Consider the following 20,310-nt stretch of genomic DNA (forward strand, 5'->3'; position numbering starts at 1 on the left):
GCTCAGCCGAGGCGCCGCTCGTAGAACACGGTGTCCACCGCGACGCGCGGGAAGCGCGCGGGCAGATCGCGCTCGTCGATGCGCGTGAACCCGTGCTTCTCGTAGAAGCGGTGGGCGCCCTTCAGCACGTCCACGGTGCCGAGCACGATCGACTCGAGCCGCTCCTCGACGGCGCGCTCGATCGCGACCTCGAGCAAGCGCGCAGCGAGCCCGCTTCCGCGATGCTCCTTCGCGACGAACATCTTGCGCAGCACGCCGAGCCCCTCGACGTCGAGCAGGCCCACCGTGCCGATCACACGATCACGCTCCAGCGCGACCCAGAAGTCGCCCGCGCCGCGCCGGAAGAAGCGCACCGGATCGAGCAGATCCGGCTGCTCTTCCGCGGTGATCGGCACCGAGAACTCGTCGCGCTGGATCGGCACCACGAGCGCGATCACGCCCTGCGCGTGCGCGGGCTCGAACGGGACGATCATCGCGTCGCGACCGTCTCCGACTCGTCGGCGACGAGCTTCTCGAGCAGCGCGCCGATCATCGCGCGGCGGTACTTCGCGCTGCCGCGATGATCGTCGATCGGCGCGAGCTCGCCGCGCGCCGCGACCACCGCCGAGCCGATCGCCGCGTGCCCGAACGGCTTGCCGATCAGCGCTGCTTCGGCGCGACGTGCGCGGATCGGCGTCGCCGCGACGCCGCCGAACGCGAGCCGCGCGCTGGTCACCACACCGCGCGCGTCGACGTCGATCGCGAACGCGCCCGCGACCGTCGAGATGTCGTCCATGCGCCGCTTGCTGACCTTGTAGAAGCGCTGGATGCCCGGCAGCGGGCGCGGGATGCGCACCGCGCGCACGAGCTCGCCCTTCGCGAGCGCGGTCTTGCGATATCCCGCGAAGAACTCGTCGATCGCGACGGCGCGGTCGTCGTTGGGCCCCGCGATCACCACCTCGGCGCCGAGCGCGAGCAGCACCGGCGGCGAGTCGCCGATCGGCGAAGCGGTGACGAGGTTCCCGCCGAGCGTCGCGCGCGTGCGGATGAGCCGCGACGAGAAGAGCGGCAGGAGCTGGTCGAACATCGCGATCGTGCCGTGCAGTCGCTCTTCGAGGCGCGCGAGGGGCTCGCCGGCGCCGATCTCGATCGCGCTCTCGCCGATGCGCACACCGCGCAGCTCGGCGACGCGATCGAGCGACACGATCGCGGCGTGACGCACGTGGCGCTGGTTGATGTCGACCACCACGTCGGTGCCGCCCGCGACGATCGTGAGCTCGGGCTCGTGCGCGAGCAGCGCGGTCGCCTCGGCGAGCGTCGTCGGTCGATGAAACCGACGCGTCGACGCGGCGTAGGCGAACGACTTCGACTCCGGCGCGGGCGCTGCGAGCCGCTCACGATGTGCGTCGTCGGCCTCGCTGCGCGTGCGGCGGATGGTCGCGAGCTCGTGCGCGGCATCGCGAATCGGACGGTAACCGGTGCAGCGGCAGAGGTTCCCCGCGAACGACTCCTCGTCGAGCGGACCTTCTTCACCGCGGTAGTACTCGGCGAACAGCGAGACCACGAAGCCCGGCGTGCAGTACCCGCACTGCGAGCCGCCGCCCCTGGCCATCGCCTCTTGCACGGGGTGCAGCGCGCGCTCGCTCGGCGCGACGCCTTCGACGCTGACGATCTCGCGTCCCTGCGCCTGCGCGACGAGGAAGAGACAGGAGTTGATCGCCTCGTAGCGGGTGCGGCCATCGGGGCCGGTCTCGACGAGCGCGACCGCGCACGCGCCGCACTCGCCCTCGGCGCAGCCTTCCTTGCTGCCGGTGAGCCCGCTCGCGCGCAGCCAGTGCAAGAGCGTCGTGTTGGGATCGACCCCGCGCGCCTCGACCTCACGCCCATTCAGCCGGAACCGGATCGCCTCCGAGATCGCCATCGTCGCGCGATGGTAGCGCGAGACGCCGCGTGTCGGTCATCGTGTGTGCGGCATGGGTCACCGCGCGAACCTGGTGCTCGTCGAGCACGGCGAGACACGCGTCTTCTACGGGCATTGGTCGTCGATCGCGCTCGTGAACGAGCTCTTCTGGGGCCACGAGCACGCACGCGCGTGGATCCTCGATCATCGCGAGGTCGGCGACGAGGGCTGGCTCGACGACGTGTGGGCCGAGGGCGGCGCGGTGCTCGACGTCGATCGCCGCGTGCTCCTGCTCTTCGGCGGCGAAGCACTGCGTGGCGACGCCGCTCGGCGCTGCACGTACCTCGGGCTCGTGCGCGAGGTGTGGACCGGTTGGGACGTGCGATGGGCGGAGCGCGGCGTCCTCGATCTCGCGGAGCACGTCGGGATCCCGGCGTCGCGCGTGCGCGCGGAGCAAGCGCTCATCGATCCGATCACCACGTTGCCCGCGCCCGACGACGATCGCGAAGCGAGCTGTGTCGCCACGTTCGTCTTCGAAGACGGGCGCATGCGCCACTTCCCGCTCGTGCTGTGCGTCGACGAGAACCTCGGCGGCGGCATCGAGCTCGTCGAGGTCGCGCGCCGCCTCGAAGGGCGCGAGCGCTTCGTGTTCGCGCCCGCGCGCGACTGCTGGCTCGAGGGCGGCTTCCACGTCGACGTCCCCCGGCGCCGTGTCGTGTCGTGGTGCGGGCGCGACCTGCCGCGGCTCGACGAGATCGCGGCGCGCTGGAGCGGCTACGAGCTGGTGCACGTGGGCGCGAGCTGGGAGGAGCACGTCGCGCTCTCGCGCGGAACGCTGGTGATCGAGCCACTGCCCGAGGACGAGCGCATCGCCGAGCTCCGCGCGAGCCTGGTGACTGGCTCCGCCGCGGGGGACGGCCGCGCGCTGATACGCGAGATGATCGACGAGGCACAGCGCGAAGGACGGAGCGTGCAAGTGAACCCGTACGCGCTCGACGAGCCCGCGCGCGGGATCACGATCGACCGGGCCGCGATCTTCGATGCCGCGGTCGCTTCGATGCGCGCGCGCCTCTGATCACATCAGCTTGTTCACCCCGCGCCGAACCAGCGCGCGCAGGATCGCGATCGGGATCGCCACCGCGATCGCGCCGCCGCACAGCCATGGCGAGCGGATCGCGCCCGGCAGCACCTCCCACGCGACGAAGCCCATCACGCCGACGAACGCCACGATCACCACGACGCTCATCACCTCGCCGTAGCGCCGCTGCGCGGCGCGCACGCGCGCCTGCTCTTCTTCTTCCTCGCGCCTTCCGAGCTCTTCGAGCGGGTCCATCGCCGCCCATCCTGCCGCACGCCGCGCGCCCCGTCGCTTACCGAGCGTTCGCGTTCTTGTCGCCTCGTCCCCTCCGGCTATCCTCGCGCCCGCATGTCGCGCGCACAGCAGATCGCACGTCGTCTCGCGCTCCCGGCGGCGATCTGGGCGATCAGCGCAGCCGTCTACGCCGGCGTCGCCGGGCCGCGCACCTCGGGCCCGAGCCCCGACAACCACTTCGTGCACCTCGCCGACTCGTTCCTCCACGGACAGCTCGGCGTGCTCGGCAATCGCCCGCCCGGCACCAACGACTGGGCCTGTTACGACACCGAGACCCAGGACGTCTGTCCGCCCGGCGCGTTCTCGCATCCGCGCGACTCGCAGCGCTGGTACGTCTCGTTCCCGCCGTTCCCCGCGATCGTGATCCTACCCGCGGTCGCGCTCTTCGGGCCCGGCCTCTCCGACACGCTCTTCTGGGCGCTCTTCGCGGGGCTCGCGCCCGCGCTGCTCTTCGTCATCCTCCGACGCCTTCGCGAGACCGATCGCTCGCAGCGCACCGTGCGCGACGATCTGCTGCTCACGACGCTCTTCGCGTTCGGCACCGTCTTCTTCTTCACCGCCGTGCAGGGCGCGGTGTGGTTCGCGGGGCACGTCGTCGGCGTCGTGATGATCCTCGCGTACGTCTACTGCGCGCTCGACGCGCGACGCCCCGCGCTCGCCGGCCTCATGCTCGGCCTCGCGTTCATGACGCGCGCGACGACCGCCGCGCTCGTACTCTTCTTCGCGATCGAGGCGATGCGCATCTCACGCGTCGGCCCCGAGCCCGAGTACGGCGATCAACCGAGCGTCGCGCGCCGCGTCTATCTCTGGACCACGCGCGTGCAGTGGCGCGACGTGCTGAAGCGCTGGGCGATCTTCGCCGCGCCCATCCTCGTGATCGGCGCGATCGCGATGTGGATGAACGAAGAGCGCTTCGAGAATCCGTTCGAGTTCGGGCATCGCTACCTGATGATCCGATGGCGCGGCCGAATCGAGACGTGGGGGCTCTTCAGCTACCACTATCTCTCGAAGAACCTCGCGGTGTTCCTCGCGTCGCTCCCGTGGCTCACCGCGCAAGAGCCGCACGTAATCATCAGTCGCCACGGACTGGCGCTCTGGTTCACGACGCCCGCGCTCCTGCTGGCGCTCTGGCCGCGCCGGGTCGACGCGCAGATGGTCGCGCTCTACGCCGCGAGCGCGGCAGTCGCGATCTGGAACCTGCTCTATCAGAACAGCGGATGGGTCCAGTTCGGATATCGATTCGCGCTCGACTATCTGCCGCTCGTGTTCGTCGCGATCGCGCTCGGGGGGCGTCGATTCGGCCCGGGCTTCCTGCTCGCGCTCGTGTTCGCGATCGTGGTGAACACGTTCGGCGCGATCACCTTCGATCGCGCGTGGCAGTACTACGACGACGACGGCACGCAGGAGCGCGTGTTCCAGCCGGACTGAGCGCGCTCAGACGACGAGCGCGCGCTCGAGCGACGCGTCGATGTCGTCGAGCCGCGACAGGTCGATCCCGAACTCGCGCTCCAGCACCCCTCGCAGCTCGGCCACGCTCTGGATCGTGTGCACCTCCGCGGGCCGCTCGGGCGTGCGGTGCGTGAGCTCGCGGTTCACGAGCGTGAGCCGACCGCTCCGCGTGGGCCGCGCGACGATCAGGTTCCGCACGAAGCGCGACGTCGGGTGCGTCGACGTAAACCAGTTGAGCGTCTCGTAGTCGGGCGCGAGGAACGTCGCGTCGTCGAGCCAGTAGAGCGCACGCCACCCGTCGTGCGACTTCGCCTCGACCACGCGCCCCTCGCCCATGGTGCGCATCCGGAGCGTCTCGAGTGGCGTCTGCTGCTCGACGTCGTCGACGATCCGCAGCGGCGCGACCGGCGTGAGCAGACCGAACCCGACGTCGGCGAGGTACGGACCGTCCTCGAGCTCCACGCGCAGCGTCATGTGGCTGCGGGGCATCACGACGTCGTCGGGCACGCCCCAGCGCACCCGCGCCGCGCGCCCGTGCACCTCGAACCCGAGCGCACGCAGCACGTGCATGAACAAGCCGTTCTGCTCGTAGCAGTACCCGCCGCGCGCGCTGCGCACGAGCTTCGCCTCGAGCGCGCCGGGCGAGAGCTCGACACCGCGCCGCGAGTACGGATCGAGGTTCTCGAACGGGATCGCGCGCGGATGGAGCGCGTGCAGCGCGCGCAGTGTCTCCAGCGTCGGCGCGCGCGAGCCCTGGTATCCGATCCGCGCGAAGTAGGCATCGACGTCGATGGTCATGCGCATCATCCTGCTGCGTGGACGATCGCCGATCCAGCACCACGCATCGAACGCATCGTCCCGCCGGTGGAACGATGGACGACTGGAACGATCTCGCCGTCTTCGTCGGCGTCGTCGAGCATGGCGGGTTCTCGGCCGCGGCGCGCGCGCTCGGTGTGCCGAAGTCGAGCCTCAGCCGTCGCCTCCAGCTGCTCGAGGAGCGGCTCGGTGTGCGCCTCGTCCAGCGCACCTCGCGTCGGTTCACGGTGACCGACGTCGGCGAGGAGGTGCTCGAGCACGCGCGTGCGATGCGCACCCAGGCCGAGGCGGTCGAGAGCGTCGCGCGTCGTCGCGTGGCCGAGCCGAGCGGGACGATCCGCGTGACGTGCTCCACCGGGATGAGCCGCGACATCATGGGCCCGCTGCTGCCGCGCTTCATGCGGCGTCATCCGAAGGTCGACGTGTTCCTCCACGCGACGAATCGGCTCGTCGATCTCGTGGAGGAGCGCTTCGACCTCGCGCTGCGCGGGCACTCCGGCCCGCTCCCCGACACCGGGCTCGTGCAGCGCTTCCTGTCGCCCTCGTGGTGGCGGCTCGTCGCGTCGCCGCGATACCTGCGCGCGCGCCGCACCCCGAAGGCGCCGCGTGATCTGCACGCGCACACCGGGCTCCTGCTCGGCGGGCCGAGCGCGGCCGCGGCGTGGTCGCTGCGGCGCGACGAGGTCATCGAGGAGATCGCGTTCTCCCCGCGGCTGCGGAGCGACGATCACACGCTGCTGCTCTCGGCGGCATGCGAGGGCCTCGGGATCGTCGCGCTGCCTCGCTACATGTGCCGCGAGCAGCTCGATCGCGGCACGCTCCGCGAGGTGCTGCCCGAGTGGCAGGTGGGCGATCATCGGCTGACGCTGCTCGCGCCGTCGCGACGCGGACAGCTCCCCGCGGTGCGCGCGCTCGCGGACTACCTCGCGCTCGAAGTGCCGCGTCTCGTCGCGGTCCCGGAGTGATCAGCTCCGGTGCTCGCGGAACCACTCGGCGATGCCGGGCATGTGCTCTTCGAAGCCGCCGGGCACCGAGATGTTGAGCATGCCGGCGCGCGCATCGGTGCGGTTCTCGAAGTCGTGCTTCATCCCGCCGGGCGCGAGCACGAACGAGCCGCGCGGCGCGTCGATCCAGTGATCGCCGAGCCAGAAGCTGATCGTCCCCTCGAGCACGTAGAAGACGTCGTCCTCCTCGTGCGAGTGCGCGCCCGGTCCGTGGGTGTGCGGCTCGAGCCACCACTCGGAGATCGAATAGCGGTCTTCGGTCTCCTCGCGATCGGCGAGGAACACGGCCGCGACGCGGCCGCCCGGATAGACGCGCCCGGCGCCGGGCGCGAGGTGGATCGCACGTCTCGTCGTCATGCGGCCGACGATATCGATCTGCGCCGAGCGCGTCTTGGACGGAATCGACGTGGTCACTCGCACGGCGCGAGGCACACGCCCGCATCGTGCGAGGTGGGGACGCAGGAGAGCTCGGCGTCACAGCCTCCTAGACCCCAGCCGCAGGTCGCTCCGGCGTCGAGCAGATCGACGCAGACATCGCCGCTGCATGCACCTTCGCAGTCGCGGTACCACCCGGTCCGCATCGAGTCGCAGGCCTCGCCCGCCGCGCGGCGCACGCAGAGCCCGTCGCGGCACACGCCCTCGAAGCACGCGTCGGTGCAGGTCTCGCCGATCCGCGGCAGCGCGGCGCAGCGTCCCTCGACGCACGCGTGGGTGAGCGGACACGCGACCTCCGCGCCGCACGCCTCGTCAGGCAGCGCGATCGCGACGCACCGATCGTCGACGCAGCGGGACCCGTTCTCGCAAGGACGGGTGTCGTCGCAGGCCGAGCCGCGCGCGGCGATCGGGTAGCAGCGATGCGAGGAGAGCTCGCCGGCGATCGCGCAGACGTGGGTCTCCGGGCAGCTGTCGAACGCGTGGAACGGGAAGTCGCCCGAGAGACCGCCGCGACACCACGCGCCGTCGGCGTCGGCGGAGCAGTGCTCCACGCCGTCGCCATCCAAATCCGCACAGTACGGACTCTCGGCCGCGCACTCGTGATCGCCGTCGCACGCGTCACCGGCGACCCCGAGCGGCGCGCAGCGCGGTGGCTCGGCATCGGTATCGCAACGAAGGCCCTCGACGCAGGGCAGACCGGGCTCGCACACGTCACCGAGCGCGGCGCGCGCGGTGCACGTCTCGCCGGCGCACCACGCGTCCGCGCCGCAGCGCGCGACGCCGGACTGGCACCGCTCTCCCACCGCCACCACCGGCACCGGCGCGCAACGCCCCTCGATGCACGCGTGCTCGACCCCGTCGACCGCCGCGCAGCGCTCCCCCTCGCCACACGCCGCGGCGGCGTCGAGCGACCACGCGCGGCACCACGCGCCGTCTTCCTCCACCACGCAGATCGTGCCGTCGGCGCACGGGCGCATCCCGCTACACGGCTCACCCCGCCGCGGCAGCGCCTCGCAGGCGCCGCCGCACCCGCCATCGACGCTGCGGCAATACAGGCCCGGCGCGCACTCGCTGGCCGACGTCGGATCACACGCGCCGCCGATCTCGACGAGCCCGACGAACGGTCGCTGACACGCGATCAGCTCGGGGATCAACGTCTGCGGCGCGACGCGACAGCTCGCCGTCTCGATCGCTTCGAGGCACGCGCTCGCGATGGCGTCGTCGAGCCTCGTCGTCCGACCGGCGCGCTCCGCGGCGCGACGCAGGTGCGGGTAGCCACGCTCGTCACACGCGCGCTGATGGCGGTCGGCGAACTCGCCGAAATCCGTCTCGCAGCGCACGTGGAACGCGCACATCGCGTCGAGGTACGCGTCGACCCACGCGATCGCGCGCTCGTCCTCGCGCTCGCGCGACGACACACAACCGGAGACGACGACCAACGCCGCGCACGCCGCGGCCCACTGCGATGGGCTCATGCGCGCATGGTCGCACGACGCGATCACGCAGCGTGGAGATCCCTCACGCGCGAGTGGGCGCCCGGCGCGCCTGCGACGGGTGCACGTCGCAGGCGCGCCGAGGCCGAGGTGCTCCGCGCGCGCCAGGAGGAAAGCCGGACCACGCGCGCGAAGACCGAACAAGGTGCCGGCTCGCGGGGAAAGGGGATGGTGGAAGCTGCGAGCCGGCGGAAGGGACTTCGGGCAGGGGTTCCCTCGGTCCGAATGCCGCGTCGGGACGAGCACCGACGAACGAAGGAGAACCTAGCGCGCGACGATTTCGAGCGTGTGTACGGGCCGGAAAATCGATGCGGCGTGACCGCGTCATCCACCGAGCCGCACCGCGATCACGCCGATCGCGACCACGCCCGCCGCGATCAACCGGCGCCGCCCGAACGGCTCGCCCAGCGCGAACGTGCCGATGAGCGCGGCGAACACCACCGAGATCTCGCGCACCGCGGCGACCAGCGCGATCGGCGCGCGCGCCATCGCCCAGAGGGCGATCGCGTAGCCCAGCCCCGAGAGCACGCCGCCGATCAGTCCGACCATCCACCGCGCGCGCACCTCGCGCGCGAGCGGCGCGCGCCCGATCACCAGCGCACCGATCGCGAAGAGCGCGCCCTGCAGCGTGCACAGCCACGTCACGTACGTCGCGGCATCGCCCGACGCGCGGGTGCCGAGCCCGTCGAGCATCGTGTACGTCGCGATGCACAGCGCGATCACGAGCGCGATCGCGATCACGCGCCGTGACGCGACACCGCCCTTCGCGCCGAGCAGGAGCACGCCGAGCGCGATCGCGATCGCGCCCATCATCGCGATTGCGCCGGGGCGCTCGCCCGGCACGAGCGTCGACATCGCGGCGACGAGCAGCGGCGGCAGTCCGCGCGCGAGCGTGTACACGACCGAGAGATCACTCTCGCGATAGGCGCGCACGAGCAGCGAGAAGTACACGAGGTGCGCCGCGATCGAGGCCCCGAGGTGCGGCCACGCGGCGCGATCGAGCGGCCCCACGACGAAGAGCAACGGCGCGCCGAGCAGCGCCCACGTGATCGACAAGCCCGTCGACGCCGCGAGTGGATCGCCGCCGCGCCCTTTGATCATCGCGTTCCACACCGCGTGCGAGAGCGCGGCCGCGAGCACGAGCAGGAGCGCGATCGTCGTCATCGCCGTTCGGAACGCACGCTGCACGACACGCGCATCCCGCGCACGGGGCCGCGCCCAGAAAACGCGAGAGCCCCCGTCGCATCACTGCGACGAGGGCTCTCCTCGAGCTCGGGCCCTGCGCGGCGATCACTCGCCGGGCGCGACCTCCGCGACCACGACCGGCGCCTTCACCGCCGAGGGCTCCACCTCGTCGGGCGCCGGGCGCATGCCGATGCCCGCCGTGGCGTACGCCTCTTCGCCGTGCAGCGTGATGTCGAGGCCCTCCTGCTCCATCTCCGGCGCCGGACGCAGGCCCATCACCTTGTCGATGATCTTGAGCAGGACGAACGAGACGCCCGCCGCGTACACACCCGCGACCACGACGCTGAGCAGGTTCTCGATGAAGAGCCCGGTGTTGCCGAACGCGAGACCGTCCTGGCCCGCCGAGTTCCACACCGTCGACGCGAGCACGCCGGTCAGCACCGCGCCGAGCGCGCCACCGATGCCGTGCACACCGAACGCGTCGAGCGCGTCGTCGTAGCCCACGCGGCTCTTGAGCAGCACGCCGAGGTAGCACACGACACCCGCCGCGAGGCCGATGCCGAGGCCCGCCATCGGACCGACGAAGCCCGCCGCCGGGGTGATCGCGACGAGGCCCGCGACGAGACCCGACGCGACGCCGAGCGCGCTCGGCTTCTTGTGACGCACCCACTCGATCGTCGCCCACGCCAGCGCACCGGCGCCCGCCGCGATGTGCGTGTTCACGAAGGCGAGCGACGCGAGACCGCCCGAGGTGAGCGCGCTGCCGGCGTTGAAGCCGAACCAGCCGAACCACAGCATGCCCGCGCCGAGCAGCGTCATCGTGAGGTCGTGCGGCAGCATCTTCTGCTTCGGGTAGCCGAGGCGCTTGCCGAGCACGAGCGCGAAGACGAGCGCGCTGATGCCGGAGCTCAGGTGGACGACGGTGCCGCCCGCGAAGTCGAGCGCGCCGCGCGCGCCGAGCCAGCCGCCGGGGCCCCACACCCAGTGGCAGAGCGGGTCGTAGACGAGCGTGGTCCACGCGAGCGTGAACACGACGTACGAGCTGAACTTCACGCGCTCCGCGAACGCGCCGCTGATCAGCGCGGGCGTGATGATCGCGAACATCAGCTGATAGACCATGAAGAGGATGTGCGGGATGGTCTGCCCGCTGCGCGGCTCGAGCCCGACGCCGGCGAGGAACATGTGATCGAGGCCGCCGATCCAGCCGCCGACCGTCGGCGCGAAGGAGAGGGAGTAGCCGATCACGACCCACTGGATCGTGACGAGCCCCAGCGCGAAGAACGAATGCATGAACGTGGAGAGCACGTTCTTGCTGCGCACGAGCCCGCCGTAGAACAGGGCGAGCGCCGGGGTCATGAGTAGGACGAGTGCCGCCGAGACGAGCACCCACGCCGTATCCGCGCCATTGATCTCCATCGGGCCTCCCGCCTGCCGCGCCCACGTGATCAGGGCCGCAACATCGAGGGGGAAGCTAACGGTCCTGTGTTTCCGGCGCGTATACGACCGGCAAAATGGCGAGCATCGCGGGAATGAGCGCGCGCCGTGTCTCCGGAGCGCCCCGCTGCGCGCGAATCGCGGTGTTTCCGGTCACTCCGCGAGCGCGGGAAGCGCCTCGTCGCGAGCACATCGACACCGCGCCCGCGCGTGTCGAGCCCCGCGCTCAGTCCGGTGCGACGTCGAGCGCGCCGAGGATCGCGCCGAGCGCAGCCGCGCCGTCGGCGATGGGATCGGGCGCGCCGGGATCGACGCGCTCGAGCGACTGCGCGAGGGAGATCCGGATCGCGAGCTGCGCGGTGCGCGCGCCCTCGTCGAGCGTGATCGGCGACGCGAGCCGCACGACGCGCTCGCGCTCCAGCTCGCTCGTGATCGTCATCGCGGCGTCGTCGCGCAGCACGAGCGTCGGGTGCTCGGCGTCGCGCGCGACGCGCACGCGGACGTCGCAATAGCGCCCGGGCAGCGTGGTGAGGCGTCCCAGCGCGATCGGCGTAGGATCGATCGCATCGATCACGAAGGGACCGAGCGAGCGCGTCTCTTCCTCGTGGGCGTGCGCGATCGCCGGTCCGAGCAGGGTCGAGAGCGCAGCGCGATCGTCGGGGCAGCGGAGGAGCGCGATCGACGCGATGCGCAGCGACGCGTGCTCGATCGCGTGCGCGTCGCCGCGCGCATCGAGCACCGCGCCCGGCGCGTCGTCGGACGTGATCGTCATCTCCACGCCGACCCCGGGCGTGGTCCACGCGCAGTGCGCGAAGAGCAGCGCGATCACGATCGCCGCGAGCGCGCGACGCTCACACATCGAGCGCCATCCCCAGCTCGACGATCGGGCCATCGCTGCGATCCCCGGTGAGCGCCTGCACGAAGGGCAGACGCGCGACGAGCCAGAGCAGCAGATCACCGCTCGGCGAGATCATCACGCCGGGCGACACGAACACCACCGCGCCGCCGCCCGCCTGCGTGTCGCCGCGCAGCGTCGGATCGGCGTCGATGCGCGCGTCGAGACCGACCACCAGCGCGAGCTCGTTCATCGGCTGCCACTGTCCCTGCCACGCGAGGCGCACGCTCGCGCCGTTGCGCCATCCGCCGGTGCCCTCGGTGGCCACGGTGAGCAGCGCCGTCGTGTGCATCGAGAGCTCGCGCGCGAACCACGACCACGCGAGGCCCACCATCGGATCGAACGAGCCGCTGCCGGTCTGCGCGTCGAGCGGCAGCAGCGCGCCGTTCTCGTCGTGCAGGCGCGTCGGCGTCGGCAGTCGCGCGCCGACCTGCGCCGAGAGCAGGTGCTCGGGCGCGAACGCGCGATCGCGGAACAGCACGAAGCGCGCGCGCAGCTCGGGATCGCCGACGCCGATCGTGGTCTCGTGCTGGAGCGACGCGTGCGCGACCTCGCGCCACACCAGCGGCGCGAGGACGCTCAGCGTGAGCCACTCGTTCGGTGACGCCGCGATGCCGAGGGTCGCGCGCTGATCGAAGACGTCGACGCGCGCGAGCCCGCGCCCTTCCGCGTACGAGAGGTGCGTCACCGCGAGCGAGAGCCGCACGCGCCCCGCGAAGGGCTGCTCGACGCCGACCGCGGTGAGCGTCGGATCGCCGCATCCACACGTCGCGCACGCGCTCGCGCCGGATGGCGTGGCCAGCGCGACGAGCGCGAACAGCAGCGCGAGCGAGCGGACGGGCATCGGAGCGCGCGGGTTCTAGTGCGGGTCCCCATGCCCGTCGACGGACGAATTGTCGCAGGCCGCGGGTCCACACACCGCCGTGCAGGTGCGCGGGGAGCGCGCCGTGTCGATGTCAGTGAGGTGATCGAGGCGTTCGCCTGGGGACTGCTCGCGTCGTCGGGCCTCGTCGCGGGGATGCTGGTCGGCGTCACGGGACGGCTCGCGCATCGCGTCGTCGCGGCGGTGATGTCGGTGGGCGCGGGCGTGTTGCTGGCGACGGCGACGATCGATCTGACGACGCACGCGCTCGAGCAGGTCGGCGTGGCGGCGAGCGTCGCGTCGATCGTCGTCGGCGCGGTGGTGTTCAGCCTCGCGAACGCCGCGCTGGCCAACGCGCGCGATCGCAAGCGCTGCGGCGAGTGCGTCGCGCAGCCCACCGAGGCGGACGCGCCGGGCAGCGGCACCTCGATCGCGCTCGGCACCGCGCTCGACGCGATTCCCGAGGCCGCGGTGCTCGGCATCTCGCTCGCGGACGGAGCGCCCGACATCGCGCTCGTCCTGGGGCTCGCGCTCGGCAACGTGCCCGAGGCGCTCTCGAGCGCCGTCGGGATGCGCCACGCGGGCCGCTCGTTTCGTTACGTCGCGGGGCTGTGGTCGGCGATCGCGCTCGGCGCGGCGCTGGCCACGGCGTTCGCGTCGCGCGCGCTGATCCACCTCGGCCCCGCGCCCATCGCGGTGACCGAAGCCGGCGCCGCAGGCGCGCTGCTCGCGATGGCCGCGGAGACGATGATCCCCGAGGCGTTCCACGGCAGCCCGCGATTCTCGGGAACGCTCGCGGCGATCGGCTACGTCGCGCTCCTCGTGCTCGGCGCGGCGACGAGCCCCTGACGATCAGAACGGCGCGCGGCGAACCGTGCGCGGCACCTCGCGCACGAGATCCGCGCGCGGATCGGTGGCGCGATCGCGAGGCCGAGCGCGCGCGACCGTCGTGAACGCCGAGGGCACCTGACGCCGGCCGTGCACGATCACCGGCGGTCCCTCGACCGGCGGATCGGCGCGGACGATCGAGGGAGCCATCACGACGAACAGCGCGAGCAGCGAGCCGAGGATCCCACGCATGGCGTTCTCCGGGTCGAAGCGCGATCCGACCACGCCGCGCGACGAAAGTTCCCGGTCAGAACGCGTCGTCGAACGTGACCGTGCCCGTCACGCCCACCTGGTACGCCGAGACCCGACGCTCGAAGAAGTTCGCGACCTCCTGCACGTCCTGCAGGTCCATGAACCCGAACGGATTGCGCGCCCCGTAACCCGCCCTCCATCCGAGCGTCGCCAACCGCTGATCCGCGCAGAACTGCAGGTACTCGCGCACGTCTCGCACCGAGAGCCCGGAGACGCCGCCCGAGAGCAGGTCCTCGGCGAACTGCACCTCGCACTCGATCGCCTCCGCGATCATCGCGCGCACGTCCGCTTCCATCCGGTCGTCGAAGAGCTCGGGATCCTCCTCGCGCACGACCCGCACGATCTCGAACGCCGCGGCCATGTGCGCGCTCTCGTCGCGGAACACCCAGTTCGTCCCGGCCGCGAGCCCGTGGAGCAATCCGCGCGATCGCAGGAAGTACACGTACGCGAACGCCGCGAAGAAGAAGAGGCCTTCGATGCACGCCGCGAAGCAGATCAGGTTGAGCACGAAGCGCCGGCGATCCTCGCGCGTGTCGAGCCGCGTCACGTCGTGCACCGAGTCGAGCCAGCGCAGCGCGAACTCCGCCTTCTTGCGGATCGACGGGATCGTCTCGACCGCCGCGAACGCGCGCGCGCGCTCGTCGGGATCGGGCACGTAGGTGTCGAGGAGCGTCAGATAGAACTGCACGTGCAGCGCTTCTTCGTAGAGCTGCCGCGACAGATACATCCGCGCCTCGGGCGCGTTCACGTGCCGATACAGCGAGAGCACGAGGTTGTTCGCGACGATCGAGTCGCCGGTCGCGAAGAACGCGACGAGGCGCTGCACGAGGTGACGCTCGGCGTCGCTCATCTTCGCGCGCAGGTCGTGGACGTCGGTCGCGAAGTCGACCTCCTCGACGGTCCAGGTGTTCTTGATCGCCGCCCGATACATCTCGAAGAACTGCGGATATCGCATCGGCCGCAGCGTCAGCGACAGGCCCGGATCGAGCAGGCTCACTGGCAGGCCTCGCAGCTCTCGGGGTTCTCGAGCGAGCACATCACCGACGCGAGCGGCGTGGGTGCAGGCGGTGCGGGCGTCGGCGTGGGGACCGTCGCTTTCGCGATCTTCGTCGCGGGGCGCGAGCGCAGGTAATACGTGGTCTTCAGTCCGCGCTTCCATGCATGCATGTACATGGAGGAAAGCTGTCCGATGCTCGGGCTCTCGATGAACAGATTGAGCGACTGGCTCTGATCGAGGAACGCGCCGCGATCCGCGGCCATGTCGATCAACGAGCGCATCGGGATCTCCCACGCGGTGCGGTAGATCGCGCGGATCTCCGCGGGGATCTCCTCGATCGACTGGACGGATCCTTCGGCCATCTTGAGGCGCTGTCGCAGCGCCTCGTTCCACATCCCGAGCGCCTTCAGCTCGGCGACCAGATATCGATTCACCTGGAGGAAATCACCGGAGAGCGTCTCTCGCTTGAACAGGTTCGAGACCTGCGGCTCGATGCACTCGTAACATCCGGCGATCGACGCGATGGTGGCAGTCGGCGCGATCGCGATCAGCAGCGAGTTGCGCAATCCGTGCGCGCGAATGCGCTCGCGCAGCGCGTCCCATCGCTGCACGTCGCTGGGCGTGACGCCCCACGCGTCGAACTGCAGCTCTCCGCGCGCGGCGCGCGTCTCGGGGAACGCCGGGTGCGCGCCGTGCTCGATCGCGAGCTCCACCGACGTGCTCAGCGCGTGGAAGTAGATCTCCTCGGCGATCTTCTTCGAGATCGCGCGCGCCTGCTCGCAGTCGAACGGCAATCGCAGCTGGAAGAAGACGTCCTGCAGGCCCATCACCCCGAGGCCCACCGGGCGCCACCGCAGGTTCGACGCGCGCGCGGTCTCGATCGGATAGTGGTTGCGATCGATCACGCGATCGAGCTGGCGCACCGCGATGCGCACCGTCTCGGCGAGCATCGCGAGATCGACCTCACCGCCGACGACGTGCTTGCCGAGCTGGATCGATCCGAGGTTGCACACCGCGGTCTCGCCCTGCGACGTGACCTCGAGGATCTCGGTGCAGAGGTTCGACAGGTGCACCACGCGACCCGGCAGCGCGGTCTGGTTGCACGCGCGGTTCGACTTGTCCTTGAACGTCATCCAGCCGTTCCCGGTCTGGGCGAGCGTCCGCATCATCCGCGCGTAGAGCTCGCGCGCGCGCACCTTGCGCTCGAAGAGATTGGCGCGCTCCGCGTCCTCGTAGGCGCGATCGAATTCCTCGCCGTAGAGATCGACGAGCTGGGGCACGCGCTTGGGGTCGAAGAGCGACCACTCGGCGTCGGACTCGACACGACGCATGAAGAGATCGGGGATCCAGTTCGCGAGATTCAGGTTGTGCGTGCGCCGCGCTTCGTCGCCGGTGTTGTCGCGCAGCTCGAGGAACTCCTCGACGTCGGCGTGCCACGGCTCGAGGTAGACGCAGCACGCGCCCTTGCGCTTTCCGCCCTGATTGACCGCGGCGACGCTCGCATCGAGCGTCTTGAGCCACGGCACGATGCCATTGGAGTGCCCGTTCGTGCTGCGGATCAGCGAGCCGCGCGCGCGCACTCGGTGGTAGGCGAGGCCGATCCCGCCCGAGAACTTCGAGAGCATCGCGACGTCGGCATAACGTCGATAGATGCTGCCGAGATCGTCCTCCGGCGAGTCGAGGAGGAAGCAGCTCGAGAGCTGCTCGTAGCGAGTGCCCGAATTGAAGAGCGTGGGCGAGCTCGGGAGATACGAGAGCGTCGAGAAGCGCTCGTAGAGCTCCAGCGCGTCACTCACCGAGTCGGAGAGCGCGGTCGCGACCCGCAGGAAGAACTGCTGCGGCGTCTCGACGACGAGGCGCGCCTCGGGGTGGCGCAGCAGATATCGATCGTAGAGCGTACGGAGGCCGAAGTACTCGAAGAGCTGATCGCGCTCGGGGCGAATCGCGTCGTTCAGTTTGCGCGCGTGTCGAGCGACCGACTCGAACAGGCGATCATTGACGAGGCCGAGCCGATGTCCGGTCGCGATCGACTGGGAGAACGCGTGGATCTCCTGGCCGCGCACTTCCTTGTCGACGTACGACGCGAGCAGGCGCGCCGCGAGCTTCGCGTACTGCGGCTCTTCCGCGATCAGCGCGGCCGCGGTGTGGATCGAGAGCTGATCGAGCTCCCGCGTCGTCGCGCCGTCGTAGAGCCCGCCGATGGTGCGCGTCGCGACGCGCATCGGGTCGACGTCGTCGAGCCCCCCGGCGCAGCGCCGCACGGCGCGCACGATCTTGTCGACGTCCACCGCCTCGCGTGTCCCGTTGCGCTTGGTCACGCGCATCGTCGTCCGAGTGCTCGACTCGCTCGTCTCGATCTGCATGTCGTCCTCCGTGCGTCGCAGTGCGGACGGACGAGGGCGCGACGCGTGCGAGCTCGCTGCTCACACACGTGCGACCTCCGCCCCCGCGGGCGGCCGAGATCCACGCGAGCGAGCACGACGGAGAGATCGAGCGCACACGCTCGACATCGCCAGTCGGCCCTCCCACGAGGCCCCAGGTCGGACCGAGTGACGGATGTCTCCCCGCACTCGGGCGCTGGCAGGTCTTCGGGCTCACGAGCGCTTCGCGTCCGAGGACACGATTCCTACTGGCCGTCGCTTCCCAATCCCGCCTCCTCTCGAAAGAGGAGTGGAGACCAGTGCGCCGTCACGGCGTTCGTTCTCGCTGACCGCTGCGGGGCAGCCCTGGATTCACACCAGGTTCCCTGTTCGCCCGAGCGAACGCCCGGGCACCAGCACGAGGGCGACCATAGGCGACGTGACGCTACGTCGTCAAGCAATATGTGGTGGTGCTCAGCGCGCGAGAGCCACTATGGCTAGTGGCTCACGGCTGCTACGAGCTGCGCCGTCGCTACGAGCTGCAGGAGAGCATCGAGCACCCGACGCGATGGCGCGCCCACTCGGGCCGCTTCATCGCGTACTCGTCCTTGCCCGGCTGGTCGTCGTAGGGACGTCGCAGCACGTCGAGCAGCGCGAGCACCTTGCCGGGATCGCCCTTCTCCGCGTCGTCGATCGCGAGCTGAGCGAGGTAGTTGCGACAGACGTACTTCGGATTGACCGCGTTCATCTTCGCGCGGCGCTCCACATCGTTCGTTCCGTCGGCGCGCACGCGCTCCGCATATCGACGCAGCCACGTCGCGACGCGATGTCGATGATCCTCGGGCGGCTCTCCGTAGAACGCGTCTTCGAGCGGCGCGATCAGCGCGGCATCGGTCACGTCGCCGGGATCGCTGGGCACGTCCGCGAGGCGCCGGAAGAAGATCGTCATGTCGGTCTCGAACGCCTCGAGCAGCTCGTAGAGCTCCTGCACCATCGGGACGTCGTCGCCCGCGGGGCCCACGTCGAGCGCGCGGAGACCGAGCTTCTTCGCGATCATCTCGGCCTCGCGCGCCTCGAGCGTCTCGCCGTACGTCATCAGCGCGCGCTCGAGGATCGCCACGTCGTCGCCCACCAGCGGCACCAGCGCGCGCGCGAGCCGCTGCAGGTTCCACCACGCGACGTTGGGCTGATGCCCGTAGCGATAACGACGACCGCCGGCGTCGGTCGTGTTCGGCGTCCAGCTCGGGTCGTAGCCCTCGAGCCATCCGTACGGGCCGTAGTCGATCGTGAGCCCGAGGATCGACATGTTGTCGGTGTTCATCACGCCGTGGACGAAGCCTACGCGCATCCAGTGCATCACCATCTCGGCGGTGCGGCGGCACACCTCCGCGAGCCATGCGCCGTAGGTCTCGCGCGAAGGCGCGCCGAGATGCGCGAAGTGCGCGCGGATCGTGTGATCGGCGAGCGCGCGCAGCAGATCGATCTCGTCGCGCGACGCGAAGATCTCGAAGTTGCCGAAGCGCAGGAACGAGGGCGCGACGCGGCACACGATCGCGCCCGGCTCGGGCCGCGGATCGCCGCTGTACATCACGTCGCGAACGACGTCCTCGCCGGTCGCGACGAGCGAGAGCGCGCGCGTGGTGGGCACGCCGAGGTGGAACATCGCCTCGCTGCACACGAGCTCGCGCACCGACGAGCGCATCACCGCGCGCCCATCCGCAGTGCGCGAATAGGGCGTGCGGCCCGCGCCCTTGAGCTGCATCTCCCAGCGCTCGCCGCGCGTGTTGATCACCTCGCCGAGCGTGATCGCGCGACCGTCGCCGAGCTGTCCCGCCCAGTGCCCGAATTGGTGCCCGCCGTAACACGCGGCATAGGGCTGCATCCCGGGCAGCACGCGATTGCCCGCGAGCACCTCGACCATCTCGGGCGACTCGAGCTCGGTCGTCGTGAGATCGAGGAGCGCCGCGACCTCGGGCACCGCGACCATCAAGCGCGGCTTCGCGACCGGCGTGGGCAGCACCTTGGACCACGCGGCGCCGCGCACCTGGCGCGGGCGCGGCGCGCCGTCGAGGTCACCCGGGAGCTCGCGCACGAAACGATCGTCGAGTTGCATTCAGCCGCAGAACCTGGAGCCGCGCGCGAGGGAGCGCCAGTCTCGTACAACGAGAGTTGGCCGATCCGGAGTAGTGGTTACGTGGCCAGGACCGGGATGAAGGTCGAGCGACACGATCGTCCACTCCGCGCGCTCGCCGTGAGCGTCGCGTTGTGGGCGCTCGGGGCGAGCGTCGCGAGCGCGCAGACGCCGCTCCCGCGGCGCACCGATCGCGCGGTGTACGACGTCGCGGAGGTGATCGATCCCGAGCGCGAGCGCGTCATCGAGCAGGTCAATCACGAGCTCTACGCGAAGGCGGGCGTCGCGATCGTCGTGATCACGGTGCCGGCGCTGCAGGACGAGACGATCGACGAGCTCGCGGTGCGGGTCGGCCACACCTGGGGCATCGGCGGAGAAGGTCGCGACCGCGGGCTCGTGATCGCCTTCTCGCGCGACGATCGCCGCATCTTCGTCGCGACCGGGTACGGCACCGAGGGCTATCTGCCCGACGGCCGCGTCGGCGCGCTGATCGACGAGCGCGCGATCCCGTTCCTGCGCGCGAATCAGTTCGGAGAAGGTCTGTTGCGCCTCGATCTCGCGCTCGCCGCGATCTCGGCGCAGGAGTACGGCGTCACGCTCACCGGCGTCGCCGCACCGAGCGCGAGCGCGCGTCCCGCGCAGCCCCCCGGGCCCATGCAGCTCGTGATGTGGGCGCTGATCGGGATCGTCTTCCTGTATCTCGCGATCCGTCATCCGCGCTTGTTGCTGTTCATGCTGATGACCTCGGGCGGCGGGCGACATCGCGGCGGCGGCGGGTTCGGTGGGGGCGGCGGTGGGTTCGGCGGAGGCGGGGGCGGGTTCGGCGGTGGCGGCGCGGGCCGCGGGTTCTGAGGGACG

At 70.7% G+C, this 20,310-nt stretch carries 19 protein-coding genes and 1 riboswitch; of the genes, 5 read left to right on the forward strand and 14 right to left on the reverse strand.

Annotated features, from left to right (window positions below):
- Window positions 1-2 precede the first annotated feature (2 nt).
- Window positions 3-473, reverse strand: coding sequence for a GNAT family N-acetyltransferase (locus DB32_RS41180; protein ID WP_053238138.1), 471 nt, complete (start codon window positions 471-473; stop codon window positions 3-5).
- On the reverse strand, window positions 470-1,900 hold the full coding sequence (locus DB32_RS41185) for a xanthine dehydrogenase small subunit (RefSeq protein ID WP_053238139.1): 1,431 nt from the start codon (window positions 1,898-1,900) through the stop codon (window positions 470-472). Before DB32_RS41185 ends, DB32_RS41180 begins: the two co-directional genes overlap by 4 nt.
- A gap of 52 nt (window positions 1,901-1,952) precedes the next feature.
- Here DB32_RS41185 and DB32_RS41190 point away from each other — a divergent pair, with 52 nt between their 5' ends.
- A complete protein-coding gene (locus DB32_RS41190; RefSeq protein WP_053238140.1) occupies window positions 1,953-2,954 on the forward strand; it encodes a hypothetical protein in 1,002 nt (333 codons plus the stop codon).
- Here DB32_RS41190 and DB32_RS41195 read toward each other — a convergent pair whose 3' ends face one another.
- The gene (locus tag DB32_RS41195) at window positions 2,955-3,212 is read right to left on the reverse strand and encodes a hypothetical protein (RefSeq protein ID WP_053238141.1); all 258 of its coding nucleotides are present in this window, start codon (window positions 3,210-3,212) and stop codon (window positions 2,955-2,957) included.
- Window positions 3,213-3,305: 93 nt separating this feature from the next.
- Here DB32_RS41195 and DB32_RS41200 point away from each other — a divergent pair, with 93 nt between their 5' ends.
- On the forward strand, window positions 3,306-4,679 hold the full coding sequence (locus DB32_RS41200) for a glycosyltransferase family 87 protein (protein WP_053238142.1): 1,374 nt from the start codon (window positions 3,306-3,308) through the stop codon (window positions 4,677-4,679).
- 6 nt (window positions 4,680-4,685) lie between these two features.
- Here DB32_RS41200 and DB32_RS41205 read toward each other — a convergent pair whose 3' ends face one another.
- Entirely contained in the window at window positions 4,686-5,498 is an 813-nt protein-coding gene (locus DB32_RS41205) for an arylamine N-acetyltransferase family protein (RefSeq protein WP_083458630.1), read from the reverse strand.
- A gap of 74 nt (window positions 5,499-5,572) precedes the next feature.
- Between DB32_RS41205 and DB32_RS41210 the strand changes: the two genes are divergently transcribed.
- On the forward strand, window positions 5,573-6,481 hold the full coding sequence (locus DB32_RS41210) for a LysR substrate-binding domain-containing protein (RefSeq protein ID WP_053238144.1): 909 nt from the start codon (window positions 5,573-5,575) through the stop codon (window positions 6,479-6,481).
- Here the strand turns inward: DB32_RS41210 and DB32_RS41215 are convergent, their stop codons facing one another.
- From DB32_RS41215 to DB32_RS41240, 6 genes are all read right to left on the reverse strand, one after another.
- Window positions 6,482-6,877: a cupin domain-containing protein gene (locus tag DB32_RS41215; protein ID WP_053239135.1), complete on the reverse strand. Its 396-nt coding sequence runs from the start codon at window positions 6,875-6,877 to the stop codon at window positions 6,482-6,484.
- Window positions 6,878-6,930: 53 nt separating this feature from the next.
- Complete coding sequence (locus DB32_RS41220) at window positions 6,931-8,430, reverse strand: hypothetical protein (RefSeq protein WP_157070289.1); 1,500 nt, start codon at window positions 8,428-8,430, stop codon at window positions 6,931-6,933.
- A 342-nt stretch (window positions 8,431-8,772) separates the two neighbouring features.
- Complete coding sequence (locus DB32_RS41225) at window positions 8,773-9,612, reverse strand: DMT family transporter (protein ID WP_053238146.1); 840 nt, start codon at window positions 9,610-9,612, stop codon at window positions 8,773-8,775.
- A 126-nt stretch (window positions 9,613-9,738) separates the two neighbouring features.
- Window positions 9,739-11,049: an ammonium transporter gene (locus DB32_RS41230; protein WP_053238147.1), complete on the reverse strand. Its 1,311-nt coding sequence runs from the start codon at window positions 11,047-11,049 to the stop codon at window positions 9,739-9,741.
- 244 nt (window positions 11,050-11,293) lie between these two features.
- Window positions 11,294-11,926: a hypothetical protein gene (locus tag DB32_RS41235; protein WP_053238148.1), complete on the reverse strand. Its 633-nt coding sequence runs from the start codon at window positions 11,924-11,926 to the stop codon at window positions 11,294-11,296.
- Entirely contained in the window at window positions 11,919-12,806 is an 888-nt protein-coding gene (locus tag DB32_RS41240; RefSeq protein WP_053238149.1) for a hypothetical protein, read from the reverse strand. The genes DB32_RS41235 and DB32_RS41240 overlap by 8 nt, the downstream gene beginning before the upstream one ends.
- 30 nt (window positions 12,807-12,836) lie before the next feature.
- On the opposite strand from DB32_RS41240, the gene DB32_RS41245 reads away from it, so the two are divergent.
- Window positions 12,837-13,673: a ZIP family metal transporter gene (locus DB32_RS41245; protein ID WP_169791721.1), complete on the forward strand. Its 837-nt coding sequence runs from the start codon at window positions 12,837-12,839 to the stop codon at window positions 13,671-13,673.
- Between the two features lie 3 nt (window positions 13,674-13,676).
- On the opposite strand, the gene DB32_RS41250 is transcribed toward DB32_RS41245, so the two are convergent.
- The 4 genes from DB32_RS41250 to DB32_RS41265 all read right to left on the reverse strand — a co-directional run bounded on the left by DB32_RS41250 (window position 13,677) and on the right by DB32_RS41265 (window position 19,434).
- Window positions 13,677-13,904, reverse strand: a complete 228-nt coding sequence (locus DB32_RS41250) for a hypothetical protein (protein ID WP_157070291.1) — start codon at window positions 13,902-13,904, stop codon at window positions 13,677-13,679.
- Between the two features lie 55 nt (window positions 13,905-13,959).
- Window positions 13,960-14,919 carry a ribonucleotide-diphosphate reductase subunit beta gene (locus tag DB32_RS41255; protein WP_083458631.1) on the reverse strand — a complete coding sequence of 320 codons (960 nt, stop codon included), beginning with the start codon at window positions 14,917-14,919 and terminating at the stop codon, window positions 13,960-13,962.
- A gap of 38 nt (window positions 14,920-14,957) precedes the next feature.
- Entirely contained in the window at window positions 14,958-17,324 is a 2,367-nt protein-coding gene (locus DB32_RS41260; protein WP_053238152.1) for a ribonucleoside-diphosphate reductase subunit alpha, read from the reverse strand.
- A gap of 199 nt (window positions 17,325-17,523) precedes the next feature.
- A riboswitch (cobalamin riboswitch) is annotated at window positions 17,524-17,754 on the reverse strand.
- Window positions 17,755-17,853: 99 nt separating this feature from the next.
- Complete coding sequence (locus tag DB32_RS41265) at window positions 17,854-19,434, reverse strand: protein adenylyltransferase SelO (protein WP_053238153.1); 1,581 nt, start codon at window positions 19,432-19,434, stop codon at window positions 17,854-17,856.
- 81 nt (window positions 19,435-19,515) lie between these two features.
- On the opposite strand from DB32_RS41265, the gene DB32_RS41270 reads away from it, so the two are divergent.
- Window positions 19,516-20,304, forward strand: coding sequence for a TPM domain-containing protein (locus DB32_RS41270; RefSeq protein ID WP_157070293.1), 789 nt, complete (start codon window positions 19,516-19,518; stop codon window positions 20,302-20,304).
- Window positions 20,305-20,310: the final 6 nt, after the last annotated feature.

The sequence above is a fragment of the Sandaracinus amylolyticus genome (genome assembly GCF_000737325.1).
GTDB classification, from domain to species: Bacteria; Myxococcota_A; Polyangia; order Polyangiales; family Sandaracinaceae; genus Sandaracinus; species Sandaracinus amylolyticus.

Bases quoted from the DNA above. Each gene is read 5' to 3' on its own strand.
- DB32_RS41180 (WP_053238138.1), bottom strand. From the start codon at position 473: ATGATCGTCCCGTTCGAGCCCGCGCACGCGCAGGGCGTGATCGCGCTC.
- DB32_RS41185 (WP_053238139.1), bottom strand. From the start codon at position 1,900: ATGGCGATCTCGGAGGCGATCCGGTTCCGGCTGAATGGGCGTGAGGTC.
- DB32_RS41190 (WP_053238140.1), top strand. From the start codon at position 1,953: ATGGGTCACCGCGCGAACCTGGTGCTCGTCGAGCACGGCGAGACACGC.
- DB32_RS41195 (WP_053238141.1), bottom strand. From the start codon at position 3,212: ATGGACCCGCTCGAAGAGCTCGGAAGGCGCGAGGAAGAAGAAGAGCAG.
- DB32_RS41200 (WP_053238142.1), top strand. From the start codon at position 3,306: ATGTCGCGCGCACAGCAGATCGCACGTCGTCTCGCGCTCCCGGCGGCG.
- DB32_RS41205 (WP_083458630.1), bottom strand. From the start codon at position 5,498: ATGACCATCGACGTCGATGCCTACTTCGCGCGGATCGGATACCAGGGC.
- DB32_RS41210 (WP_053238144.1), top strand. From the start codon at position 5,573: ATGGACGACTGGAACGATCTCGCCGTCTTCGTCGGCGTCGTCGAGCAT.
- DB32_RS41215 (WP_053239135.1), bottom strand. From the start codon at position 6,877: ATGACGACGAGACGTGCGATCCACCTCGCGCCCGGCGCCGGGCGCGTC.
- DB32_RS41220 (WP_157070289.1), bottom strand. From the start codon at position 8,430: ATGAGCCCATCGCAGTGGGCCGCGGCGTGCGCGGCGTTGGTCGTCGTC.
- DB32_RS41225 (WP_053238146.1), bottom strand. From the start codon at position 9,612: ATGACGACGATCGCGCTCCTGCTCGTGCTCGCGGCCGCGCTCTCGCAC.
- DB32_RS41230 (WP_053238147.1), bottom strand. From the start codon at position 11,049: ATGGAGATCAATGGCGCGGATACGGCGTGGGTGCTCGTCTCGGCGGCA.
- DB32_RS41235 (WP_053238148.1), bottom strand. From the start codon at position 11,926: ATGTGTGAGCGTCGCGCGCTCGCGGCGATCGTGATCGCGCTGCTCTTC.
- DB32_RS41240 (WP_053238149.1), bottom strand. From the start codon at position 12,806: ATGCCCGTCCGCTCGCTCGCGCTGCTGTTCGCGCTCGTCGCGCTGGCC.
- DB32_RS41245 (WP_169791721.1), top strand. From the start codon at position 12,837: ATGCCCGTCGACGGACGAATTGTCGCAGGCCGCGGGTCCACACACCGC.
- DB32_RS41250 (WP_157070291.1), bottom strand. From the start codon at position 13,904: ATGCGTGGGATCCTCGGCTCGCTGCTCGCGCTGTTCGTCGTGATGGCT.
- DB32_RS41255 (WP_083458631.1), bottom strand. From the start codon at position 14,919: ATGCGATATCCGCAGTTCTTCGAGATGTATCGGGCGGCGATCAAGAAC.
- DB32_RS41260 (WP_053238152.1), bottom strand. From the start codon at position 17,324: ATGCAGATCGAGACGAGCGAGTCGAGCACTCGGACGACGATGCGCGTG.
- DB32_RS41265 (WP_053238153.1), bottom strand. From the start codon at position 19,434: ATGCAACTCGACGATCGTTTCGTGCGCGAGCTCCCGGGTGACCTCGAC.